This is a genomic window from Enterovibrio calviensis DSM 14347 (assembly GCF_000621165.1).
Taxonomy (GTDB): Bacteria; Pseudomonadota; Gammaproteobacteria; order Enterobacterales; family Vibrionaceae; genus Enterovibrio; species Enterovibrio calviensis.
The window spans coordinates 397,937-416,525 of record NZ_KK211217.1; the positions used below are offsets into that span (position 1 = coordinate 397,937).

Consider the following 18,589-nt stretch of genomic DNA (forward strand, 5'->3'; position numbering starts at 1 on the left):
GGGAGGTTTTTTTATTTCGCTAATACATTGTTCAGCCATCTTATTTTTATTTTCGCGGCCAGCACCGCTTTTACAAAATCTTGTTTTTCGGTAGCATGCCACCGTATTTTTTCCTCGGGAGAGCTTAATGGCCCAGCTGTACTTCTATTACTCTGCAATGAATGCGGGTAAGTCGACGACACTTCTGCAATCGTCATTCAATTACCAAGAGCGCGGCATGAATCCGCTTATCTTCACCGCTGCCATTGATGATCGTTATGGGTTGGGTAAAGTCAGTTCACGTATTGGCCTTCAAGCCGACGCGCAGTTATTCTCGCCTGAAGATGATATTTTTGCCGCGGTGAGCGACATCAACAGCAATCAAAAAGTCGATTGTTTGTTGGTGGACGAGTGCCAGTTCTTGACGAAAGAGCAGGTTCATCAAATTACCGAAGTGGTCGATAAGTTGCGTATTCCCGCGCTGTGTTATGGCCTTCGCACTGACTTCCTAGGCGAATTGTTTGAAGGGTCGAAATACCTGTTGGCGTGGGCAGACAAATTGGTTGAGCTAAAAACCATTTGTCACTGCGGACGTAAAGCAAACATGGTTATTCGTACCGATGCTGACGGCAATGCCATTGCTGATGGTGATCAGGTTGTGATTGGCGGCAATGACAGATATGAATCCGTTTGCCGTGTGCATTACAAAGAAGCTCTCGGTAAATAAGCACAGCTGAAACGACTGCGGCCGAAACCAATAGCAATAGACCCTGTCTAGTTTCAAGATAAATAGAAAAGCGGCGATTATCGCCGCTTTTTTTGTGCCTGAATACGCATGGGCTTTGTGCGAAACGTTACCGACGAAACGCTACAGTCGAGATGCCAATGGAATGATGGTAACGCGATCGCCCACTTCCGCATTATCCACATCCGGCGCAACTTCAATTAAGCAATTGGCTTCACTCATAGAACGCAAAATACCTGAACCTTGTGAGCCCGTTGATCTGACTTCAAGCTGACCATTGGCGCTGATGCTGTATATACCGCGGGTATATTCAGTGCGTCCGCGGCGCGAGCGGATTCGCTCTTGTGTAATGGCGGAGAAAATTTCAGGTTGCCAGTAGGTATCGCCCTGCATTTTACGAAGGGCAGGCTCAACGAACTGCAAGAACGTCACCATCACGGCGACAGGGTTGCCAGGCAGTCCAAAGAACGGCACGTCACCCAACTTGCCAAAGGCGAGGGGTCTGCCGGGGCGCATGTTGACGCGCCAGAAGTTAATGTTACCCAGTTGGCTTAATACGGTTTTGATGTAGTCAGCATCGCCGACGGAGACGCCACCGGACGAAATCACCATGTCGGCTTGCTCTGTGGCAGCGATGAGCGTGTCGTGTAATGCCGCTTTTGTATCTTCAATAATGCCGAAATCGAGGATGTCGCAACCTAGCTTAGTGAGCATGGCGCGCAGCGTGTATCGGTTCGCGTCGTAAATACAGTGAGATTTAGCGGATGTTCCTGGCGCTTGCACTTCATCGCCCGTTGAAAACAAGGCAACCTTGATGGGTCTGAACACTTCAGCACGGTCAAAACCAAGAGATGCCATCATCCCCAGTTCTGCGGCACCAATGCGTTTTCCGGTATGAAATACTGTCGCGCCTTTTCGAAGATCTTCACCCGCTTGACGGACATTTTGCCCTGCTCGAACAACCCCTTTGGACGTGTCGAAAGACACAGTGCCGTTATCGTCGTTTGCTTGTTCACGCATGATCACCGTATCTGCGCCTTCTGGAACGGGCGCGCCAGTCATAATGCGCACGCATTCCCCCGCAGTGAGTTTTACCGCGTAGTGGTGACCCGCAAACACCTCACCAACGAGACGATAGCTTTCGCGCTCGATGTCGTCACTGCGAATGGCATAACCATCCATTGCTGAGTTGGTCGAAGATGGCACATTGACGGGGGCGACTATATCTGCCGATAACACGCGATTAGGCAGTTCGTTCAGGCCACATGTTTCGTTGTGTTCAGATGTCGAAATCGCTGCAAGGATTTTGCTTTTTCCATCTTCCATAGACAACATGGTTGGCGACAAGGAATCGCACGTGGCGGTTTGTGCGTAATGGCTTTCCATCCAACGTTGAATAAACCCCACCAAATTCTCAATGTCATTGATGTCTAAACGAGGCAGAGACGATGATGAAAGCTCGGAAGAGGATGCAGGAGATGGCGAGTTATCGCACGCGACCGCCACAATGTTTGGATCATCTGGGTGGAGCCAAGGCTTGTCGAGTGCTGCGCGGTGAAGTTCTATCTTGGGGAAAGCTTGATGTTTAAAGCCTTCCACTAACACCAAATCCGCGTTGTTTTGGTCGAGTTGTCCCAGCAATTGATTGAGCGTGCATTCGTCATCGGGCGTTTCTGTCATCAATGCGTGACGATAGCGAGAGCTGATCAACATTTGTGTCGCCCCGGCTTTGCGAAGGCGATAACTGTCTTTACCCGGCTTATCGACATCAAAATCATGATGCGCATGTTTAACCATAGCAATGCGAATGCCTTTTTCGACCAAGGCTGGAATGAGCTTTTCCAGCAGAGTCGTTTTACCTGTTCCGCTGAATGCTGCAAACCCTAAAATGGGTAATGAGCAATTCGACAAACTCATGAAATGGCTCCGTACTTCTCCAATTCATCGGGCGTGTTTAGGTTGATGAAAGCGTCATGTTCATCACTAAAATCAACAAAGTGAGTGGTACAAAGATCGTAAAGCATCACGATTTTTCGGTCACCATTAGCAAGAAAGCTATCGAGGCGTTCAAAAACATCACGCTTCATCATGGTGACCACAGGCTGAACCGACTCACCATCGTGAGCAACCACGATCTCGGTGTCTGTGTTGATTGCGCCAACCATCTTTTCAATTAAATTGTGTGGCAAGTTTGGGCAGTCGCAAGGCACAAAACCCAACCACTCGCTGTTGATGTTCGACATCGCAGCATGAATGCCGCCTAGCGGGCCGGGAAATCCTTCTAATACGTCGCCGAAAACAGGACCGTATTGTTCGTACCTTTCTTGGTTTCGGTTGGCATTGATCGCAATGGTGGCGCCTTGTTCTGTCAGGCGCTCATGGACGAATTCAATAAACGGTTTACCGTTGAGGGTCACAAGCCCTTTGTCTTGGCCGCCCATGCGACGCGCTTGGCCGCCAGCGAGAATGACCCAAGTAGTGTCAGGATGCGAAGGCATGATTGTCCTTGTCGATAATATTGAGTTTGGGTTTATGGAGCAGGCGTTGGTTTTCAATCAGCCATTGTTGATTGCAGCATTCCGTCAGTTTGTTGGGATGATGGCTGGTGATCACCAAGCTGGCACCACGTTCAAGTAAGTCATCAATCATCTTTTTTTGAGCATCAATGGCGTCAGCATCAAGGTTAGCGCAAGATTCGTCCATCAGAAGGATGGATGGGCTGAGTGCCCAAGCACGCGCCATCGCGACTTTTTGCTTCTCACCGCCAGAGAGCACCGAAATATGTTCGAGGCTTAATGTCTCTAACCCGATTTTTCGTAAGGCTTGCATTGTAAGCTGACGTCGTCTTCTTTGACAGAGATGCTTACCCATCAGGCCATAAGCGACGTTTTCAGCAACAGTTCCATCAAAAAGATAGGGGGTTTGATGCATGTAGATCACGCCACTTTGCCCAGAAAACCCCGCGAGACGCTGTAACCATGAAGGGCGCTTGAGGTTCAACGTACCGTTGGTCGGTTTTTGGATGCCTGCCATGACTTTCAACAAGCTGGTTTTGCCAATGCCGTTTTGCCCAGAAAGATAAATTGCATCGCCGGGGCAGACTTTCAGTGAGGGGATATGAAACAACAAACGGTGTTTGTATTTCACAGAAAGGTCAATTGCTTCCAATGTAATTTGACTCATCATTGCCCCTAACTATGTGCGTAAATAGCCGTTGCCACGTGCAAAGCTGATGAAGAAGTTCATCGTCAAAGCCAGCAACAACAAAACCATGCCCAGTGCCACGCCCTCAGCAAAAGCACCTTTGGATGTTTCTAGCGCAATGGCAGTGGGAATGTTTCGCGTGTAATTGAGAATATTGCCGCCAACCATCATTGAGCACCCGACTTCTGTGATGATGCGGCTAAAAGCGGTGATAACGGCGGCAAGCAGGGGAAATCGTATTTCCCACATTAAGGTCGCCATGGCGCGGGGTATGGAGGCGCCCAAGGTGTAAGCGGTTTCCCATGCGCGTCTGTCGCTATTTTGAAAGGCGGCATGCATCATTGACACCAAAATCGGCAGGCTGATCAGAACCTGTCCCAATATCATGGCTCTTTGCGTGAATAGCATTTTCCAGTCACCCATTGGCCCTGCGCGTGACAAAAGCATATAAAGCAACAGTCCAATCACCACAGTAGGAACCGATTGAAGGGTATTGACGATGGACAAGACAATCCACTTCCCCGGGATTTCCCAGTAAGCGAGTGCAAAGCTAAGCAAAAGGGCGGGCACGATGACCAGCCCAATTGCGACCAGAGAGACGGAAAACGAGACCCCAACAATACCCCATAGTGTGGTATCACCACTAAACAGCAGCGCGGCGGCTTGTCGGGTTGTTTCCAGCATGTCCATTAACCAGCGTCCGCCACGAACAGTTGCTGACCATTGACCTTAAAATCATTAATCATGGCTTGTGCTTTTGGGTTAACCAGCCAATCACTAAGTTCTTTCGCGCCTTGGTAATTTAAGTCTGGGTAACGGCTAGGGTTAATCAAAATAACTTGGTACGGGTTGAATAGGCGCTTGTCACCTTCAACCAGAACACCGAGTTCAAGTTTGCTCTGATAGGCCAACCAAGTGCCGCGATCGGTGAGGGTGTAACCTTGAATTTCGTTGGCCATGGTGAGGGTAGGGCCCATGCCTTGCCCAACGGCTTTGTAAGCTGAGAATTCAGGCTTAACAGAAGCAGCCTGCCAAAGAAGCAGTTCTTTTTTGTGTGTGCCTGAGTCATCACCACGAGAAACGAAATGGCCGTCGGTTTCTGCCACTTTTGCTAATGCGGCAGTGACGTCATTGATGCCTTTAACTTTTGCCGGATCGCTGATTGGGCCAACCAACACGAAGTCGTTATACATCAGGCCACGAGGCAGCACACCGTAACCCTTATCCACGAAGTTGGCTTCTGCGTTTGGCGCATGGGTCATCACCAAATCTACATCGCCATTTTCTCCCATTTTTAGTGCTTTACCTGTCCCTGCAGCGAGCACTTGGACGTCGTAACCTGTGTCTTTTTTAAATTCAGGGAGAAGGAAATCCAGCAAGCCTGAGTGGTAGGTGCTGGTGGTTGTAGCCAGCCGAACGAGTTCCGCGGCGCTAATCGATGCGGACACGGAAAGAAGTATTGAAACCAGTGCGAACGCTTTTGTTATTTTCATTGAGCTCATTAGTCTTCCTGACGATGGTTATTTTGATTTTGTGGCCTCATCAATAAATGAGGTCAAATAAGGACTTAGCAACAAAAATGCCAAATTTATTCCTATCGCGTCAATAGATTTAATTGCTTGAAAATAAAGCGTATTTTTCATTCCTCTATGAGTTACTGAGCAGAGTGCAATACGGTGAACTGTGGCGAGTCTCATAGACTGAGTCAAAATGTCGCATGTATGATGGCAGGCAAGAAACGAATAGGGATGTTCATAAAATGAAGGATGCGTTGCAGCAATTTGGTTTCTCTGCCTTGGTGGTTGATGATGAACCCGGCATGCGAGCGATCTTGAACAAAGCGTTGTCGAAGAAGCTGACTCAGGTAGAAACTGCATCGTCTTTGGAAGAAGCAGAAGCCCTGCGCAAGCGGAATCATTTTGATTTGCTTATCGTCGATATTAATTTGCCCGGTCGGTCTGGCATTGATTGGCACGAAGCGTTTGACGACGATGAACGGCGCAGCGATATCATTTTCATGACAGGCTATGCCGAAATGGAAACCGCCATTAAGGCGCTTCGAGCAGGCGCCTCCGATTTCATCCTCAAGCCATTTAACCTCGAACAGATGCTTCAGTCGGTGCAACGTTGTCTCGATAAACGCATGATTGAGCGCCAAAATATCGCACTTCAACGTGACGTTGCCCGATCGTTTCCCATCGATATTATTGGCGAAGCCCCGAAAACACTCGCGATGCGCGAAGTTATTTCTCGTCTTGCACCGTCACCTGCCGCTGTATTAATTGAAGGTGAATCAGGTACAGGCAAAGAACTCGTTGCCCGCGCACTGCATGGTATGAGCGGCCGAACAGGGCCTTTTGTTCCCCTTAACTGCGGCGCGATTGCCCCTGAACTGTTAGAAAGTGAACTGTTTGGCCATGTGTCCGGCGCGTTTACTGGCGCGCGGAAAAACAAAGATGGCCTTTTTAGAGTCGCTGACAAAGGCACGCTGTTTCTTGATGAGATTGGCGAGATGCCGCTGGCGATGCAAGCTTCACTGCTGAGAACCTTAGAGCAAAAAACCATACGTCCTGTTGGTGCTGAGCGTGAAGTCAGCGTCGATGTGCGAATCGTGGCGGCGACCAATCGAAACCTGCACGATGAAGTTGGCGAGGGGCGTTTTCGAAAAGACCTTTTCTATCGTTTGAATGTACTGTCTGTGGAATTGCCACCACTGCGAGAGCGTGTTGATGATATCGGATTGCTTCTCAATCATTTCTCCGATGTTTTGGCTCGAGATTTAGGGCTAAAACCGGTTGTGTGGTCTGAACAAGAACTGGCAGCAATGCGATATTACGATTGGCCTGGCAACATTCGAGAACTGAAAAATACTGTGGAGCGGGCAATATTGCTGGGTAAGCCTGACCTTCGCCATTGGCAAGGTGAGTCGGCATTATCGTCATGTGAAAACACTGAGTCTGATCAAGCACACGCCAGTGATGAACGTCATGAAGACGGTTACCCGTTGGGTTGGCCTTTGAAAGACGTTGAACGGGCTCACATAGAGAAAGTGGTTGGTGCGCATGAAGGCAACAAATCTGCCGCAGCTAGGCAACTTGGCGTAGCGCGAAAAACCTTAGAACGAAAATTTAAAGAGTGGCTTGATGAATAGGGTTGTCCTTAATTTAGGGCGATGGGGTATCGAGGAGAGCCAGCCATGAGCCTGATTAACAAGTGGCGACAGCGTTTTCGCACCATGGTGCGCTACCGTCTGTTGGTGCTGACTTCCGTGCCTATCATCATTACCTTGCTTGCACTTATTGCGTTGACCATGTACTGGACGGTCGCCTATTCATGGACCAATGCCTTGTCTGGCGTAAAAGCAGACCTTGCGGTCGCCAGCAACAGTATGGAAGTGCTGCAACGAGAACAACGCAGCCAACTGCATGCCATTGCCGATTCTTATGACTTTCAAACGCAAATTACTCAAATTGCCGACGAACCAGAGAAGATATTGAGTTGGGCGCAATCGCGAGCGGATAAGTATGGAGTGGACTTTCTTGCTGTCTACCCCGCCAGTGATATTGACCGATTACCGCAAAGCTTGAGACAACGGATTTTGAACGGCAAAGAGCAGACATTTTTTCAAGTGATGTCAGCTATCGAACTGGATTCGATTTCTCCTGATATGTCTGCCCGCGCCGAAATTCCGCTTTTGCAGGAAAATATCAAGGAATCTCGCGGGTTAATCAGCCGTACTTTGCTGCCACTTTATGATGAAAACGGACGATTAGAATGGATTGTTGATGGGGGCTTACTTCTCAACAACAGCACTGTCTTGGTCGATAGGATCCGCGACCTTGTGTTTCCGCCCGGAAAACTGCCCGAAGCCAGCGTGGGAACTGTTACCCTGTTCATGGATGACATCCGTGTGAGTACCAATGTCCCGTTAGACAGCGACAATCGCTTTGGGCGGGCCATAGGCACGCGGGTATCAGACGAAGTGCGCAATACGGTGTTGTTAGACGGCGATGAGTGGGTTAACCGCGCTTACGTTTATGATGCGTGGTACATCTCTGCTTACAAGCCCATCCGAGACTTCAATAATACCGTCATTGGTATGCTCTATACGGGCTATCTTGAATGGCCGTTGATCAGCCGTTATCTCACCAACCTCATTGAACTTGGGATAGGCGTTTTGTTGACGCTTCTGCTCTCGGGGTTGCTGGTCTATCGTGGGGCGAAAGACTTGTTCCGACCGATCGAGCGCATACACCGTGTGGTTCACCTTATGCGATTCGAGCAAGATGCAAGGATCGGCAAATTGGGCTTAGATCCTCAGCACGAATTGGCGATTCTCGCTCGACAGTTCGATAGCATGCTCGATCAGTTAAAAAAGCAAAACGAGGCGATTCGACAAAGTGCGCTTGAGTTAGAAGATAAAGTCAAAGAGCGAACCGCCAGCTTGCATGAAAAAACGGAAGAGCTAGAGCTAAACATTAGCTTGTTAGAGCAAACCCGAAACAAACTCTTATTGAACGAAAAACTTGCCGCATTGGGAGAGCTTACGGCGGGTATTGCCCATGAAATTAACAACCCTACCGCGGTTATTTTAGGCAATATCGAGCTGATGGAATACGAACTTGGTAAGCACAGCGGCCTTGTTTCGGAGGAAATGAATACGGTGCTGGCGCAGATTGACCGTATTCGAAACATCACCCGTAGCTTGTTGCAATACAGCCGCCAAGGCGGCGTTCAAGATACTGTTACCTGGCAACATGTGAACCCCGTGATTGAAGAAAGTGTGGTGCTGGTAAGTTCGGGTACCAAGAAGCAAGACGTTGAAATCGAGACAGAACTCAATGCTAAGTGCTGTGTGGAAATCAACCGTCATCAGCTATTGCAAGTGTTGGTTAATTTACAAATGAATGGCATTCACGCCATGAACGACAAAGGTAAGCTCATTGTTCGCTCAGACGATTGGGTGGATGTTCATGGAGTTACACAGGGTGCGAAAATATCGGTTCAGGACTTTGGCTGCGGCATCGCTAATGAAAACATCACAAAAATCTTTGATCCCTTCTTTACCACGCGGCGCTCTGGCACAGGGCTCGGCTTGGCGGTGACACAAGGGATTGTTAGTGGTTTAGGTGGTGAAATCAAAGTGGATTCACGATTAGGAGAGGGCACGACATTCACGCTTTATTTGCGAGAGAAAATTCAGATGGATGATGAAATTACCTCGTTGAATGTTATTGAGTAAACCGCAGAGCGGTCTACTCTGACGCCCACATTTGCTTACCCGTTTGACTAAAATCATAACCGCCAAACTGTTCACTCTGCTTGAGCACAGCGGCGTCATCCAAGTGATGAACAAGCTGCTGAACCAATGCGCGAAAGTAAATGTTCTTTGGGATCACAAGCTCAAATGCCTCGTTAGCAATCGGGTGAAAGGCGAGACCAAATTCTCCAGCGCCACTTTGGCTTCCAAAGCCAATATCAGCCTCACCACGCGCGATGGCAGAGCCGAGTTCTCGTTCGCTCAAGCACTCAACCACTGTGTTTAATTGATCGCGAGTGGTGCCGTTTCGAAACAGCCATTCGTCCATTGCACGTGCGCTGCCAGCGCCATCTTGACGGCCTGCCCAACGCCATTGTTGGTCAATAAAGTGGTGTGGGTCTTCAAATTTCTCACGCAATTCAGGTCGCATGATCAATCCTTGCTGGCGTTCAAACGCATGTAGCAACACCCAATTGCGATGCCCAGAATACTGCTGGATCAGCGCGGGGTGGCGCAGTTTCGCTTCTTCGGCATTTCCCCAGTGAATCGCGCAGATATCAACGTGGCCTTTTTCTAGCATGGCGAGCCCTTGCTTTGTGCCGGTTGCGGTATAGCCAACCAGCGCCGTGCTGCCGAGTGCCGCGGCCATTTTGCTCACAATGTGTTGAAGCAAAGGATCGTCGGAACCCGCGATGAGCAATCGGTCGTTGAAGACACCATTGTGGCTAGATTCAATCAACCAGCGATCAAGGAGACTTTTGGGGAACAACCATTTTCCTGTGACCTTGGTGGCAGGTAACACACCATCGTTCGCCAAGCTGTAGACTTTCTTCTCGTTCAAATCGAGGTATTCCGCCACCTGACGTGCATTCATAAAGGCGGGAAACTCATCCATTACGCTCACCTTTCACATCAAACTCTATATTGTCGGCGCCATTGAACACTTGGAAGCGATGCCCTTTGGCGCGCGCGATCATGGTAATACCCAGCTGTTTGGCAAGGTCGAGACCCATCTGTGTCACACCAGAACGTGACAGCAACACGGGAATACCCATTTGCGCCACTTTGATGACCATCTCCGAGGTGAGTCTCCCCGTCGTATAAAAGACTTTGTCGTCCCCCGTTTCTCCTTCAAGCCACATTTCCCCCGTTAAGGTATCAACGGCGTTGTGTCGGCCTATGTCTTCGACAAATGAGAGGATCTCTGTGTTTCTGCACACGGCACAGCCATGCACGGCGCCCGCGGCTTTGTAGGTGTCATTGTGGTGAGTGAGGGCTTCGAGTAAGCCATACAACATAGATTGCTTGATGTGGGGGCGAGGAAGCTGGAGGTTTTCCAATTTCTTCATCACGTTACCAAACATGGTGCCTTGGCCACATCCTGAGGTAACTGTTTTCTTCGATAACGTTTCTCCTAAGTCTTCTTTCTGTTCTCTCGTGACCACAGCGGCAGATTGGGTTTGCCAATCGATAATGACGGAATCAAGCGCGCTGGCATCTTCAATCAACCCCTGATTTTTCAAATAGCCGAGCACCAACATGTCGGGGCGAGCGCCGAGCGTCATCAACGTCACTATCTCTCTCCAATTGAGATAAACCGTTAACGCCCGCTCGCATGCGATTTGCTTGGTCATGGTTTCCCCATACTCATCATGAACGGTGACATCGATGGTCTGGGGGATTTCAGATTGCGTGGTAATGATTTTTGGATGAGGCATCGAGCCGTGTTCCTTTTGCTGGATGGAGATAATGCTCGGCTTCATGCACCTAGTGCAAATGCCAGTGATAACTACGATTAGCAAAACCTGTTCCAATCCTTCTGACTGGTATGTGTTTTGCTTTATTGGGGGTAATCAAAATCGCAGCGTTGATAGAAATTCAATGGGAATGTGCTGCGTCGATGACAAGGAGTGATGTGTGCCTGCAACAATAAAAGACCCTCAATACTGGCTCATGCAATTTGATCTGGCATCGCAAGACGTTGATGTCGGCCGCTGGAAAACCAAGCGTTGGTCAGTCATCAATTTGCATCTTCCCCGTGAAGAAGCAGAACGAAAAGACGGTCAGATTTCTATGCCCTTAGAGCTTTTTAAGGACGAACGAACCGATTACCGATTCAACCTCAGTTCTCGTGATCCCCAGCTGTTTTTTATTTTTGAAGTTCAAGATGATGAATCCATTAAACCGCTAAAAGTGACGGCGGCGCAATCCAGTGCAGCCAGCTTTATGGACGGTGACTACTTGGTGTTATCTGAGCCTATGCCGTTACCCATTCAAGCTTGGATGGAAGCGTTTATTGGCCGTCACGGAGAGTTACTGGAAGTGCGGAAGAAGAAGCGTCGTGGCGCGGGGAGGGCGAGTGGCAACTGATTCCTTTTTGCACCGATGGAATAAGCGTAAGCAAGCCATTGCGGAGGACGAATCTCGTGAGCTCAATACCGACACAGCACTGAGTGACCATGCCTCCGTGAGTGGCGCTAACACTGACAATCTGCCAGCCAGTATTTCCGCTGAAGCCCTTGACGTTGATACGCATCATCATCCAATTGAAGAGCTTGGTGAAGGCCAAGAGGAAGCACAAGACGAAACGGTCATCATCCCTGATATGGAAGACGTTGCGCGTTTGAAGCAAGGGGATTCTGCTGCGTCTTTTCTGGTGAAAGGCGTGTCTGCCGAAATCAAGAAAGCCGCGCTGAGGAAGCTGTTTCACAGCGACGCCTACAACGTGCTTGATGGCATGAATGATTACGATCTTGATTACTCAAACAAAGCGTCGTTGAGCGCTGAAGTGGCGGCAAGCTTGCGTAAGTGGACGAAAGAGCAAGTCGACGATTTACCTGACGAAGCGCCAGAACAGCTCGATGCTGAACGTCATCCTCATCAAACAGTGATGGAGGAAGAGCAACAGCCTCAAGAAGACGCTGAGAAAACTTCCGCTGACGGTGAGACAAATAGTACCCATGGTGAAAATGGGGACAAATTGTCCAATGGCACGGGACAAAATGTCCCATTAAATAATGTGGATAATAATTCAGACGGATCCTGACTCCTTATTCGTCATTTTATTTCCTTCAAAACTGGTTCACTACTTGCTCTATCAATCAGGTCACAGGCAATGGATGTGCTAACCCCTTGTCTGACAACGCCTTACCACATTGGCAACGGCCTTAAGTTCGAAACGCATTGATACCGCCGATGTAGGAAATCAGTCCACGAGGTACTAACCAGGATGGTTAGTCACCATGGCATTCGAGACGATGGCTAAGAAGACAATGTCGACAGAAAATACTATAACAACATTGAATCAACTCGTTGAAATGACCGCGGATGCGAACGGACGTGCAAGGCAACGCGCACTGACGGCAACCGTGACCTTGGGTAACTTAATCCCTCCAACGGTTACATTTGTAAGCCAAGGCTTGGCCTTGGTTATTGGTGATGGTGCCGCAGTGGCAGCGTTCGCCAAGCAATTGTCCGCAAACTCTGCTGCTTTGGCGCTTACCGACCAAGTTGCAGACAAGGTGGTACTGGTTTGTACCGACGACACCTCTCCTGAACTTCCTGATGGGATGGCATTTTTCTATGCGCGAGAAGCCGAGATAAACGGCTTCTTGGGTGAGTTTGATGTGTCCATCACTCACACCATGACAAAGCAAAATCTCGCCAAAATCACAAGAGGTCGAGAGCATTTCGACTTGGTGATCGACGTGTCGCAGAGCGGATTCCATTTCGCAGAATTACCACCGTTGGGTTACTACGCAGTGGGGCGCGGTTTGTCGACGGCAGCGGAGGCCTGTGATGCGTTATCAGACATGGTGGGCACGTTTGATAAGCCTAAATTCTTTCGTTTAGACACAGACAAATGTGCACATTCCGCTCGTGGCCTAGAAGGATGCACGCGCTGTATCGAGGCATGTCCTGCCGATGCATTGAGTTCGGTGGAGCAAGCCATTGCCATCAATCCTTACCTTTGTCAGGGAATGGGTTCATGCGCGACGGCGTGTCCAACAGAAGCGATAAGCTATGCGTTACCCGACCCAGATAATACGCAACATTTTGTGTTCCAGCTCATCACTCAATATCGCGAGCAAGGCGGAAAGTCTCCCATCATTCTGTTTTATGCAGAAGCCACTGAAGCGGAACTTGCTCAGCAAATGGCAGTGCTTCCAAGCCGTGTGATCCCGGTTCGCTTGGAAGAATTAGCGTCTGTCGGGCTTGATACGTGGTTCAGCGCCTTGGCTTACGGTGCCTCTCAAGTGCTGCTTGTTTCTTCTCCGTCACTGCCCCCTAAAACTCAGGCTGTGCTAACGCAAGAAGTGGCAGTGGCATCTGCGTTTCTAAAAGCATTGAACCAAGGCGAAGAACGTATCGCGTTAACGCCGCTTGCATCCCTTACCCAACAACCTCTCCTTGATGATGCGCTGCTCGAACACAGCGAAAAGCTGTTAGGTACTAAGCGAGAGAAATTGGCGAAGGCTCTCGATCTGCTGGCAGCCAACGTCGTGACGGATTCAACCATGAGCGCGGTTCCCGATGGCGCACCGTATGGACGTATTGATGTGGCGACCTCTGATTGCACCTTGTGTATGGGCTGTGTCGCGGTGTGCCCAACCGACGCGTTGAAATCAATGGGAGATCGCCCTGGTATCACGTTTAGAGAACAAGATTGTGTGCAATGCGGTCTTTGTGAAAAAGCCTGTCCGGAATCGGTGATTTCGCTAAGCCCTGGCTACAACTGGGATACCGAAGCTCGCCAGCAACGCCAAGTTGTTCATGAAGAACCCGCGGCTGAGTGCATCAGCTGTGGTAAGGCTTATGCGCCTGTTTCCATGATCAATATGTTGATTGAGAAGCTACAAAATCATAGCCATTTTCAAGATGACGCCATCAAACGTTTGTCGATGTGCGAAGACTGCCGTGTTCGCGACATTGTCTCCGACATGATTGATAACCCAGACAAACAGATGAAGGTGTAGGAGGCAGATATGGCTATGCAAGATATCGCATTTGAAGACGTCACTAACGAAGAAAACCAAATCCGCCAAAGCATCTACAGCCTGTTGGCGCATCTATTTCGACAAGCACCGGATGAAGAATCGCTGCATTGGTTGTCCACGCTGGAAACCGAGGGGGATGAGCAATCAGCCGGCATGGCAGCGGCTTGGTCGGTGTTGAAGCTCACTGCTAGCAACACCACGCCCGTGCAAGCCGCTGATGAATATCAGCTGATGTTTATTGGTGTCGGCCGAGGTGAAGTGGTGCCGTTTGGTTCGTGGTACTTAACGGGCTCACTGATGGAATTGCCATTGGCGCTACTTCGTGAAGATCTGCGCCGACTCGGTTACGAGCGCCAAGAAGACATCAAGGAGCCGGAAGATCATTTTGCGGCTTTGCTTGAAGTGATGGCCATGTTGGTGGAAGAAGCCGACGAAGAACAGCAAGCCTATTTCTTTAATCGACACATCGCCGCCTGGTTTGAACGGCTGTGTGATGACACAAAACGCGCAGGTGCATCGGTATTTTATGCTGCTGTGGCTGAGCTCGCACAACGATTTCTCGTGATTGAAAAAACTCGTTTTACCCAACGTCCATGGTGATAGCCCTACATCAACCTGACGTGGCATAAAAAGAATAAGGAGCTAGCAATGTCTGAAAAGCAAAAAGATCCAGAACTGCAGATCACCAATCGGCGTCAGTTTCTCACTGGCTTAGGTGTGGCTGCCGCTGCGGGGGCTGTGGCAACCGTAGCCACGGGCGCAGCGCAAGCTGAGACGGTAGTAAAAACACCGGAGCAAGAAAAAGCATCAGGTTATCGCGAAACTCAACATATTCGTGATTACTACGATTCCCTATAACCCAGCGTGAAGATGGAGTTTGACAATGAAACTAACCAAACGCTCTGATTCGGTCATCAAGGATGAAAAGCAGCTGGGTGTGTCGCGCCGTACGTTTATGCGTAACACGTCTTTGGCTACTGCCGGTGGTATTGCCGCGGCGGGTATGTTTGCGCCGGGCATGATGAAAAAAGCGTCCGCAAAGGATGCGGACCCGAGTAAACCGGTTGAACAAAAACGTACCATTTGTTCACACTGTTCGGTCGGCTGTGGTGTCTATGCCGAAGTGCAAGATGGCGTATGGACAGGGCAAGAGCCTGCGTTCGATCACCCTTTCAACCTTGGCGGCCACTGCGCCAAAGGGGCCGCACTGCGCGAACATGGTCATGGCGAACGCCGTTTGAAATACCCGATGAAACTGGTCGATGGCAAATGGCAAAAAATAAGCTGGGATACCGCACTGAATGAAATCGGTGATCAGGTGCTTGATATCCGTGAGCAGTCTGGCCCTGATGCGGTGTACTTCTTAGGTTCAGCCAAGCACAGCAATGAACAAGCCTACATGTTCCGCAAGATGGCCTCGCTTTGGGGAACCAATAACGTTGACCACCAGGCGCGAATTTGTCACTCCACCACGGTAGCGGGGGTAGCCAATACATGGGGCTACGGGGCAATGACCAACTCCTTCAACGACATGCACAATTGTAGGTCGATCCTTTTTGTTGGCTCCAACCCTGCCGAAGCTCACCCTGTTGCGATGCAGCATATTCTCATCGCTAAAGAGAAAAACGGTTGTAAGATCGTGGTTGCAGACCCTCGCCGCACTCGTACCGCGGCAAAAGGAGACCACTATGTGTCGCTGCGTCCGGGGACTGACATAGCCTTTATCTGGGGGCTGTTGTGGCATATCTTCGACAACAAATGGGAAGACCAAGAATACATTAACCAGCGTGTGTTCGGTCTCGACGAAATTCGCGCAGAAGTGGCGAATTGGACACCAGAAGAAGTGGAGCGTGTCTCCGGTGTAGGTCGAGACGACATGTACCAAGCGGCGAAAATTCTCTCGGAAAACCGACCGGGCAGTGTGGTTTGGTGTATGGGCGGAACGCAGCACACCACAGGTAACAACAATACTCGTGCTTACTGTGTACTTGAGTTAGCGCTGGGTAATATTGGTAAATCTGGCGGTGGTGCGAATATCTTCCGTGGTCACGATAACGTGCAAGGCGCGACAGATTTAGGCGTGCTTTCCCACACTCTCCCTGGTTACTACGGTCTTTCTGACGGGGCATGGAAGCACTGGTCGAAAGTGTGGGATGTTGATCATCAGTGGATACAGAATCGCTTCGATCCGGCGGAATACAATGGTTCAAAACCGATCAATAGCAACGGTATTCCCGTGTCTCGTTGGATAGATGGCGTACTGGAAGACAAAGACAAGATTGCTCAGAAATCGAATATCCGTGCCATGTTCTACTGGGGACATGCGGTTAACTCGCAAACCCGCGGTCCAGAAATGCGCAAAGCGATGGAAAAATTGGATTTGATGGTCATCGTCGACCCATATCCAACCGTGGCTGCGGTCATGAACAATCGTCAAAATGGCGTTTACTTGCTTCCGGCGACGACCCAGTTTGAAACCACTGGGTCGGTGACGGCTTCAAACCGCTCTTTGCAGTGGCGTGACAAGGTGATTGAGCCGCTCTTTGACTCTAAACCTGATCACACCATCATGTACTTGTTGTCGAAAAAACTCGGATTTTCAGATCAATTGTTCAAACACATTGAAGTGAAAAACGATGAGCCAGTGGTCGAGGATATCACTCGCGAGTTCAACAAAGGCATGTGGACCATTGGTTACACAGGGCAAAGTCCAGAACGTATTAAAGAACACCAGAAGAACTGGCACACCTTTAACACCACCACACTCGAAGCACAGGGCGGTCCTGTTAATGGCGAGACCTACGGCCTGCCATGGCCGTGCTGGGGAACGCCAGAAATGAAGCACCCTGGTACGCATATCCTTTACGATACATCGAAAGAAGTGGCGCGTGGCGGGGGTAACTTCCGTGCTCGCTTTGGTGTGGAGTTTGAAGGTAAGAGCCTGTTGGCTGTTGATAGCTACTCGAAAGGGTGTGAGCTTGAAGATGGCTACCCTGAATTTACCGACAAGATGCTTAAGCAGCTTGGCTGGTGGGACGATCTGACAGCCGAAGAGAAAGCCGCTGCCGAAGGCAAAAACTGGAAAACCGACCTGTCTGGTGGTATTCAGCGCGTTGCCATCGATCATGGCTGTATGCCGTTCGGTAACGCGAAAGCCCGTGCGATCGTATGGACCTTCCCTGACCGTGTGCCCCTTCACCGCGAACCGCTTTATACACCACGCCGAGACCTGCTCCCTGAGTATGCAACGTGGGACGATAAAGAGGACATCTATCGTCTTCCTACGTTGTATAAATCCATTCAAGACGTTGATACCGCCAAAGACTACCCGATTGTTCTTACCTCAGGTCGTTTGGTCGAATATGAAGGGGGCGGTGAAGAGACGCGCTCAAATCCTTGGCTTGCCGTGCTTCAGCAAGAGATGTTTGTCGAAATCAACATTGTTGATGCCAACAACCTCGGCATTGTTGATGGGCAAGATGTGTGGGTAGAAGGCGCAGACAAGGGACGCGTGAAGGTCAAAGCCATGATCACGCCACGGGTTTACGCAGGGTTGGCGTTTATGCCATTCCACTTTGGTGGCGTGTACCAAGGGGAAAGCTTACTTGATAAGTACCCTGAAGGTGCAGACCCGTATGTGATCGGTGAGTCGGCCAACACGGCAACCACCTATGGTTATGACCCGGTAACTGTCATGCAGGAAACCAAAGTCACCCTTTGTAAGATCATTCCAGCGTAATAGGGAGCATACACGATGGCCGATATGAAATTTATGTGTGATACCAAACGCTGCATTGAGTGCAATGGGTGTGTCACCGCATGTAGTAACGCGAACTCCGAGGTGGTTACTTGGGGTATTCAACGTCGCCGAGTCGTCACATTAAATGACGGTGAGAAAGGCGAGAACTCAATCTCTGTATCTTGCATGCATTGCGCTGATGCGCCTTGCATGGCGGTATGCCCAGCAGATTGTTTTTACCGTACCGAAGATGGCATTGTCCTGCACAACAAAGAAACCTGTATTGGTTGCGGATATTGCCTGTTTGCCTGTCCATTTGGTGCACCCCAATTCCCGAAAACCGCTGCCTTTGGCGAGCGCGGGAAAATGGATAAATGTACCTTCTGTGCAGGTGGCCCTGAGCCTGATGGTTCCGCCAAAGAGCGAGAACTCTACGGTGCTAACCGCATCGCGGAAGGCAAGCTGCCTCTTTGCGCAGAAATGTGTTCAACCAAGGCATTGCTAGCGGGAGACGCAGAAAAAATATCTGCGGTTTTCCGTCAGCGTGTGGTTGAACGCGGTGCAAAAGGCGCAGGTTGGACAAACGGTAATGATTTGGCCTATGACGCATCAAAAAGCTGATGAGCATGGAAAGCTGCTGGAAATATCCAGCAGCATGAGGAGGG

At 49.8% G+C, this 18,589-nt stretch carries 17 protein-coding genes; 10 read left to right on the plus strand and 7 right to left on the minus strand.

All coding sequences use genetic code 11. The annotated features are described in order from the left end of the window. Positions 1-127: 127 nt before the first annotated feature. The gene (locus tag Q365_RS0120000) at positions 128-706 is read left to right on the plus strand and encodes a thymidine kinase (protein WP_028025017.1); all 579 of its coding nucleotides are present in this window, start codon (positions 128-130) and stop codon (positions 704-706) included. 141 nt (positions 707-847) lie between these two features. Here Q365_RS0120000 and Q365_RS0120005 read toward each other — a convergent pair whose 3' ends face one another. The 5 genes from Q365_RS0120005 to Q365_RS0120025 are packed head-to-tail and all read right to left on the minus strand — an operon-like array spanning position 848 to position 5,430. Then, positions 848-2,641 carry a bifunctional molybdopterin-guanine dinucleotide biosynthesis adaptor protein MobB/molybdopterin molybdotransferase MoeA gene (locus Q365_RS0120005; protein ID WP_028025018.1) on the minus strand — a complete coding sequence of 598 codons (1,794 nt, stop codon included), beginning with the start codon at positions 2,639-2,641 and terminating at the stop codon, positions 848-850. Continuing rightward, positions 2,638-3,222 carry a molybdenum cofactor guanylyltransferase MobA gene (gene mobA / locus Q365_RS0120010; RefSeq protein WP_028025019.1) on the minus strand — a complete coding sequence of 195 codons (585 nt, stop codon included), beginning with the start codon at positions 3,220-3,222 and terminating at the stop codon, positions 2,638-2,640. The genes Q365_RS0120005 and mobA overlap by 4 nt, the downstream gene beginning before the upstream one ends. Next, entirely contained in the window at positions 3,206-3,907 is a 702-nt protein-coding gene (locus Q365_RS0120015; RefSeq protein WP_028025020.1) for an energy-coupling factor ABC transporter ATP-binding protein, read from the minus strand. Before Q365_RS0120015 ends, mobA begins: the two co-directional genes overlap by 17 nt. A 12-nt stretch (positions 3,908-3,919) precedes the next feature. Then, entirely contained in the window at positions 3,920-4,618 is a 699-nt protein-coding gene (locus tag Q365_RS0120020; RefSeq protein WP_028025021.1) for an ABC transporter permease, read from the minus strand. Beyond that, positions 4,618-5,430: a substrate-binding domain-containing protein gene (locus Q365_RS0120025; RefSeq protein WP_028025022.1), complete on the minus strand. Its 813-nt coding sequence runs from the start codon at positions 5,428-5,430 to the stop codon at positions 4,618-4,620. Before Q365_RS0120025 ends, Q365_RS0120020 begins: the two co-directional genes overlap by 1 nt. Positions 5,431-5,687: 257 nt before the next feature. Here Q365_RS0120025 and Q365_RS0120030 point away from each other — a divergent pair, with 257 nt between their 5' ends. Then, a complete protein-coding gene (locus Q365_RS0120030; RefSeq protein WP_028025023.1) occupies positions 5,688-7,079 on the plus strand; it encodes a sigma-54-dependent transcriptional regulator in 1,392 nt (463 codons plus the stop codon). Positions 7,080-7,124: 45 nt separating this feature from the next. Then, the gene (locus Q365_RS0120035) at positions 7,125-9,170 is read left to right on the plus strand and encodes a sensor histidine kinase (RefSeq protein WP_028025024.1); all 2,046 of its coding nucleotides are present in this window, start codon (positions 7,125-7,127) and stop codon (positions 9,168-9,170) included. A 13-nt stretch (positions 9,171-9,183) separates the two neighbouring features. Here the strand turns inward: Q365_RS0120035 and Q365_RS0120040 are convergent, their stop codons facing one another. Together Q365_RS0120040 and Q365_RS0120045 are read right to left on the minus strand one after the other, a co-directional pair. Beyond that, positions 9,184-10,083: a helix-turn-helix transcriptional regulator gene (locus tag Q365_RS0120040; RefSeq protein WP_028025025.1), complete on the minus strand. Its 900-nt coding sequence runs from the start codon at positions 10,081-10,083 to the stop codon at positions 9,184-9,186. Further along, complete coding sequence (locus Q365_RS0120045) at positions 10,076-10,906, minus strand: formate dehydrogenase accessory sulfurtransferase FdhD (RefSeq protein ID WP_028025026.1); 831 nt, start codon at positions 10,904-10,906, stop codon at positions 10,076-10,078. Before Q365_RS0120045 ends, Q365_RS0120040 begins: the two co-directional genes overlap by 8 nt. A 199-nt stretch (positions 10,907-11,105) precedes the next feature. Between Q365_RS0120045 and Q365_RS0120050 the strand changes: the two genes are divergently transcribed. The 7 genes from Q365_RS0120050 to fdh3B all read left to right on the plus strand — a co-directional run bounded on the left by Q365_RS0120050 (position 11,106) and on the right by fdh3B (position 18,545). After that, complete coding sequence (locus Q365_RS0120050; protein ID WP_028025027.1) at positions 11,106-11,558, plus strand: DUF3305 domain-containing protein; 453 nt, start codon at positions 11,106-11,108, stop codon at positions 11,556-11,558. Then, a complete protein-coding gene (locus Q365_RS0120055; RefSeq protein ID WP_028025028.1) occupies positions 11,548-12,234 on the plus strand; it encodes a DUF3306 domain-containing protein in 687 nt (228 codons plus the stop codon). Before Q365_RS0120050 ends, Q365_RS0120055 begins: the two co-directional genes overlap by 11 nt. A gap of 226 nt (positions 12,235-12,460) precedes the next feature. Then, positions 12,461-14,164: a 4Fe-4S dicluster domain-containing protein gene (locus Q365_RS0120060; RefSeq protein WP_028025029.1), complete on the plus strand. Its 1,704-nt coding sequence runs from the start codon at positions 12,461-12,463 to the stop codon at positions 14,162-14,164. Positions 14,165-14,173: 9 nt separating this feature from the next. Beyond that, the gene (locus tag Q365_RS0120065) at positions 14,174-14,785 is read left to right on the plus strand and encodes a TorD/DmsD family molecular chaperone (RefSeq protein WP_028025030.1); all 612 of its coding nucleotides are present in this window, start codon (positions 14,174-14,176) and stop codon (positions 14,783-14,785) included. Between the two features lie 48 nt (positions 14,786-14,833). Further along, positions 14,834-15,043, plus strand: a complete 210-nt coding sequence (locus tag Q365_RS0120070; protein WP_028025031.1) for a twin-arginine translocation signal domain-containing protein — start codon at positions 14,834-14,836, stop codon at positions 15,041-15,043. Positions 15,044-15,068: 25 nt separating this feature from the next. Next, complete coding sequence (locus tag Q365_RS0120075; RefSeq protein WP_028025032.1) at positions 15,069-17,924, plus strand: formate dehydrogenase subunit alpha; 2,856 nt, start codon at positions 15,069-15,071, stop codon at positions 17,922-17,924. 15 nt (positions 17,925-17,939) lie between these two features. Then, complete coding sequence (gene fdh3B / locus Q365_RS0120080; RefSeq protein WP_028025033.1) at positions 17,940-18,545, plus strand: formate dehydrogenase FDH3 subunit beta; 606 nt, start codon at positions 17,940-17,942, stop codon at positions 18,543-18,545. Positions 18,546-18,589 lie beyond the last annotated feature (44 nt).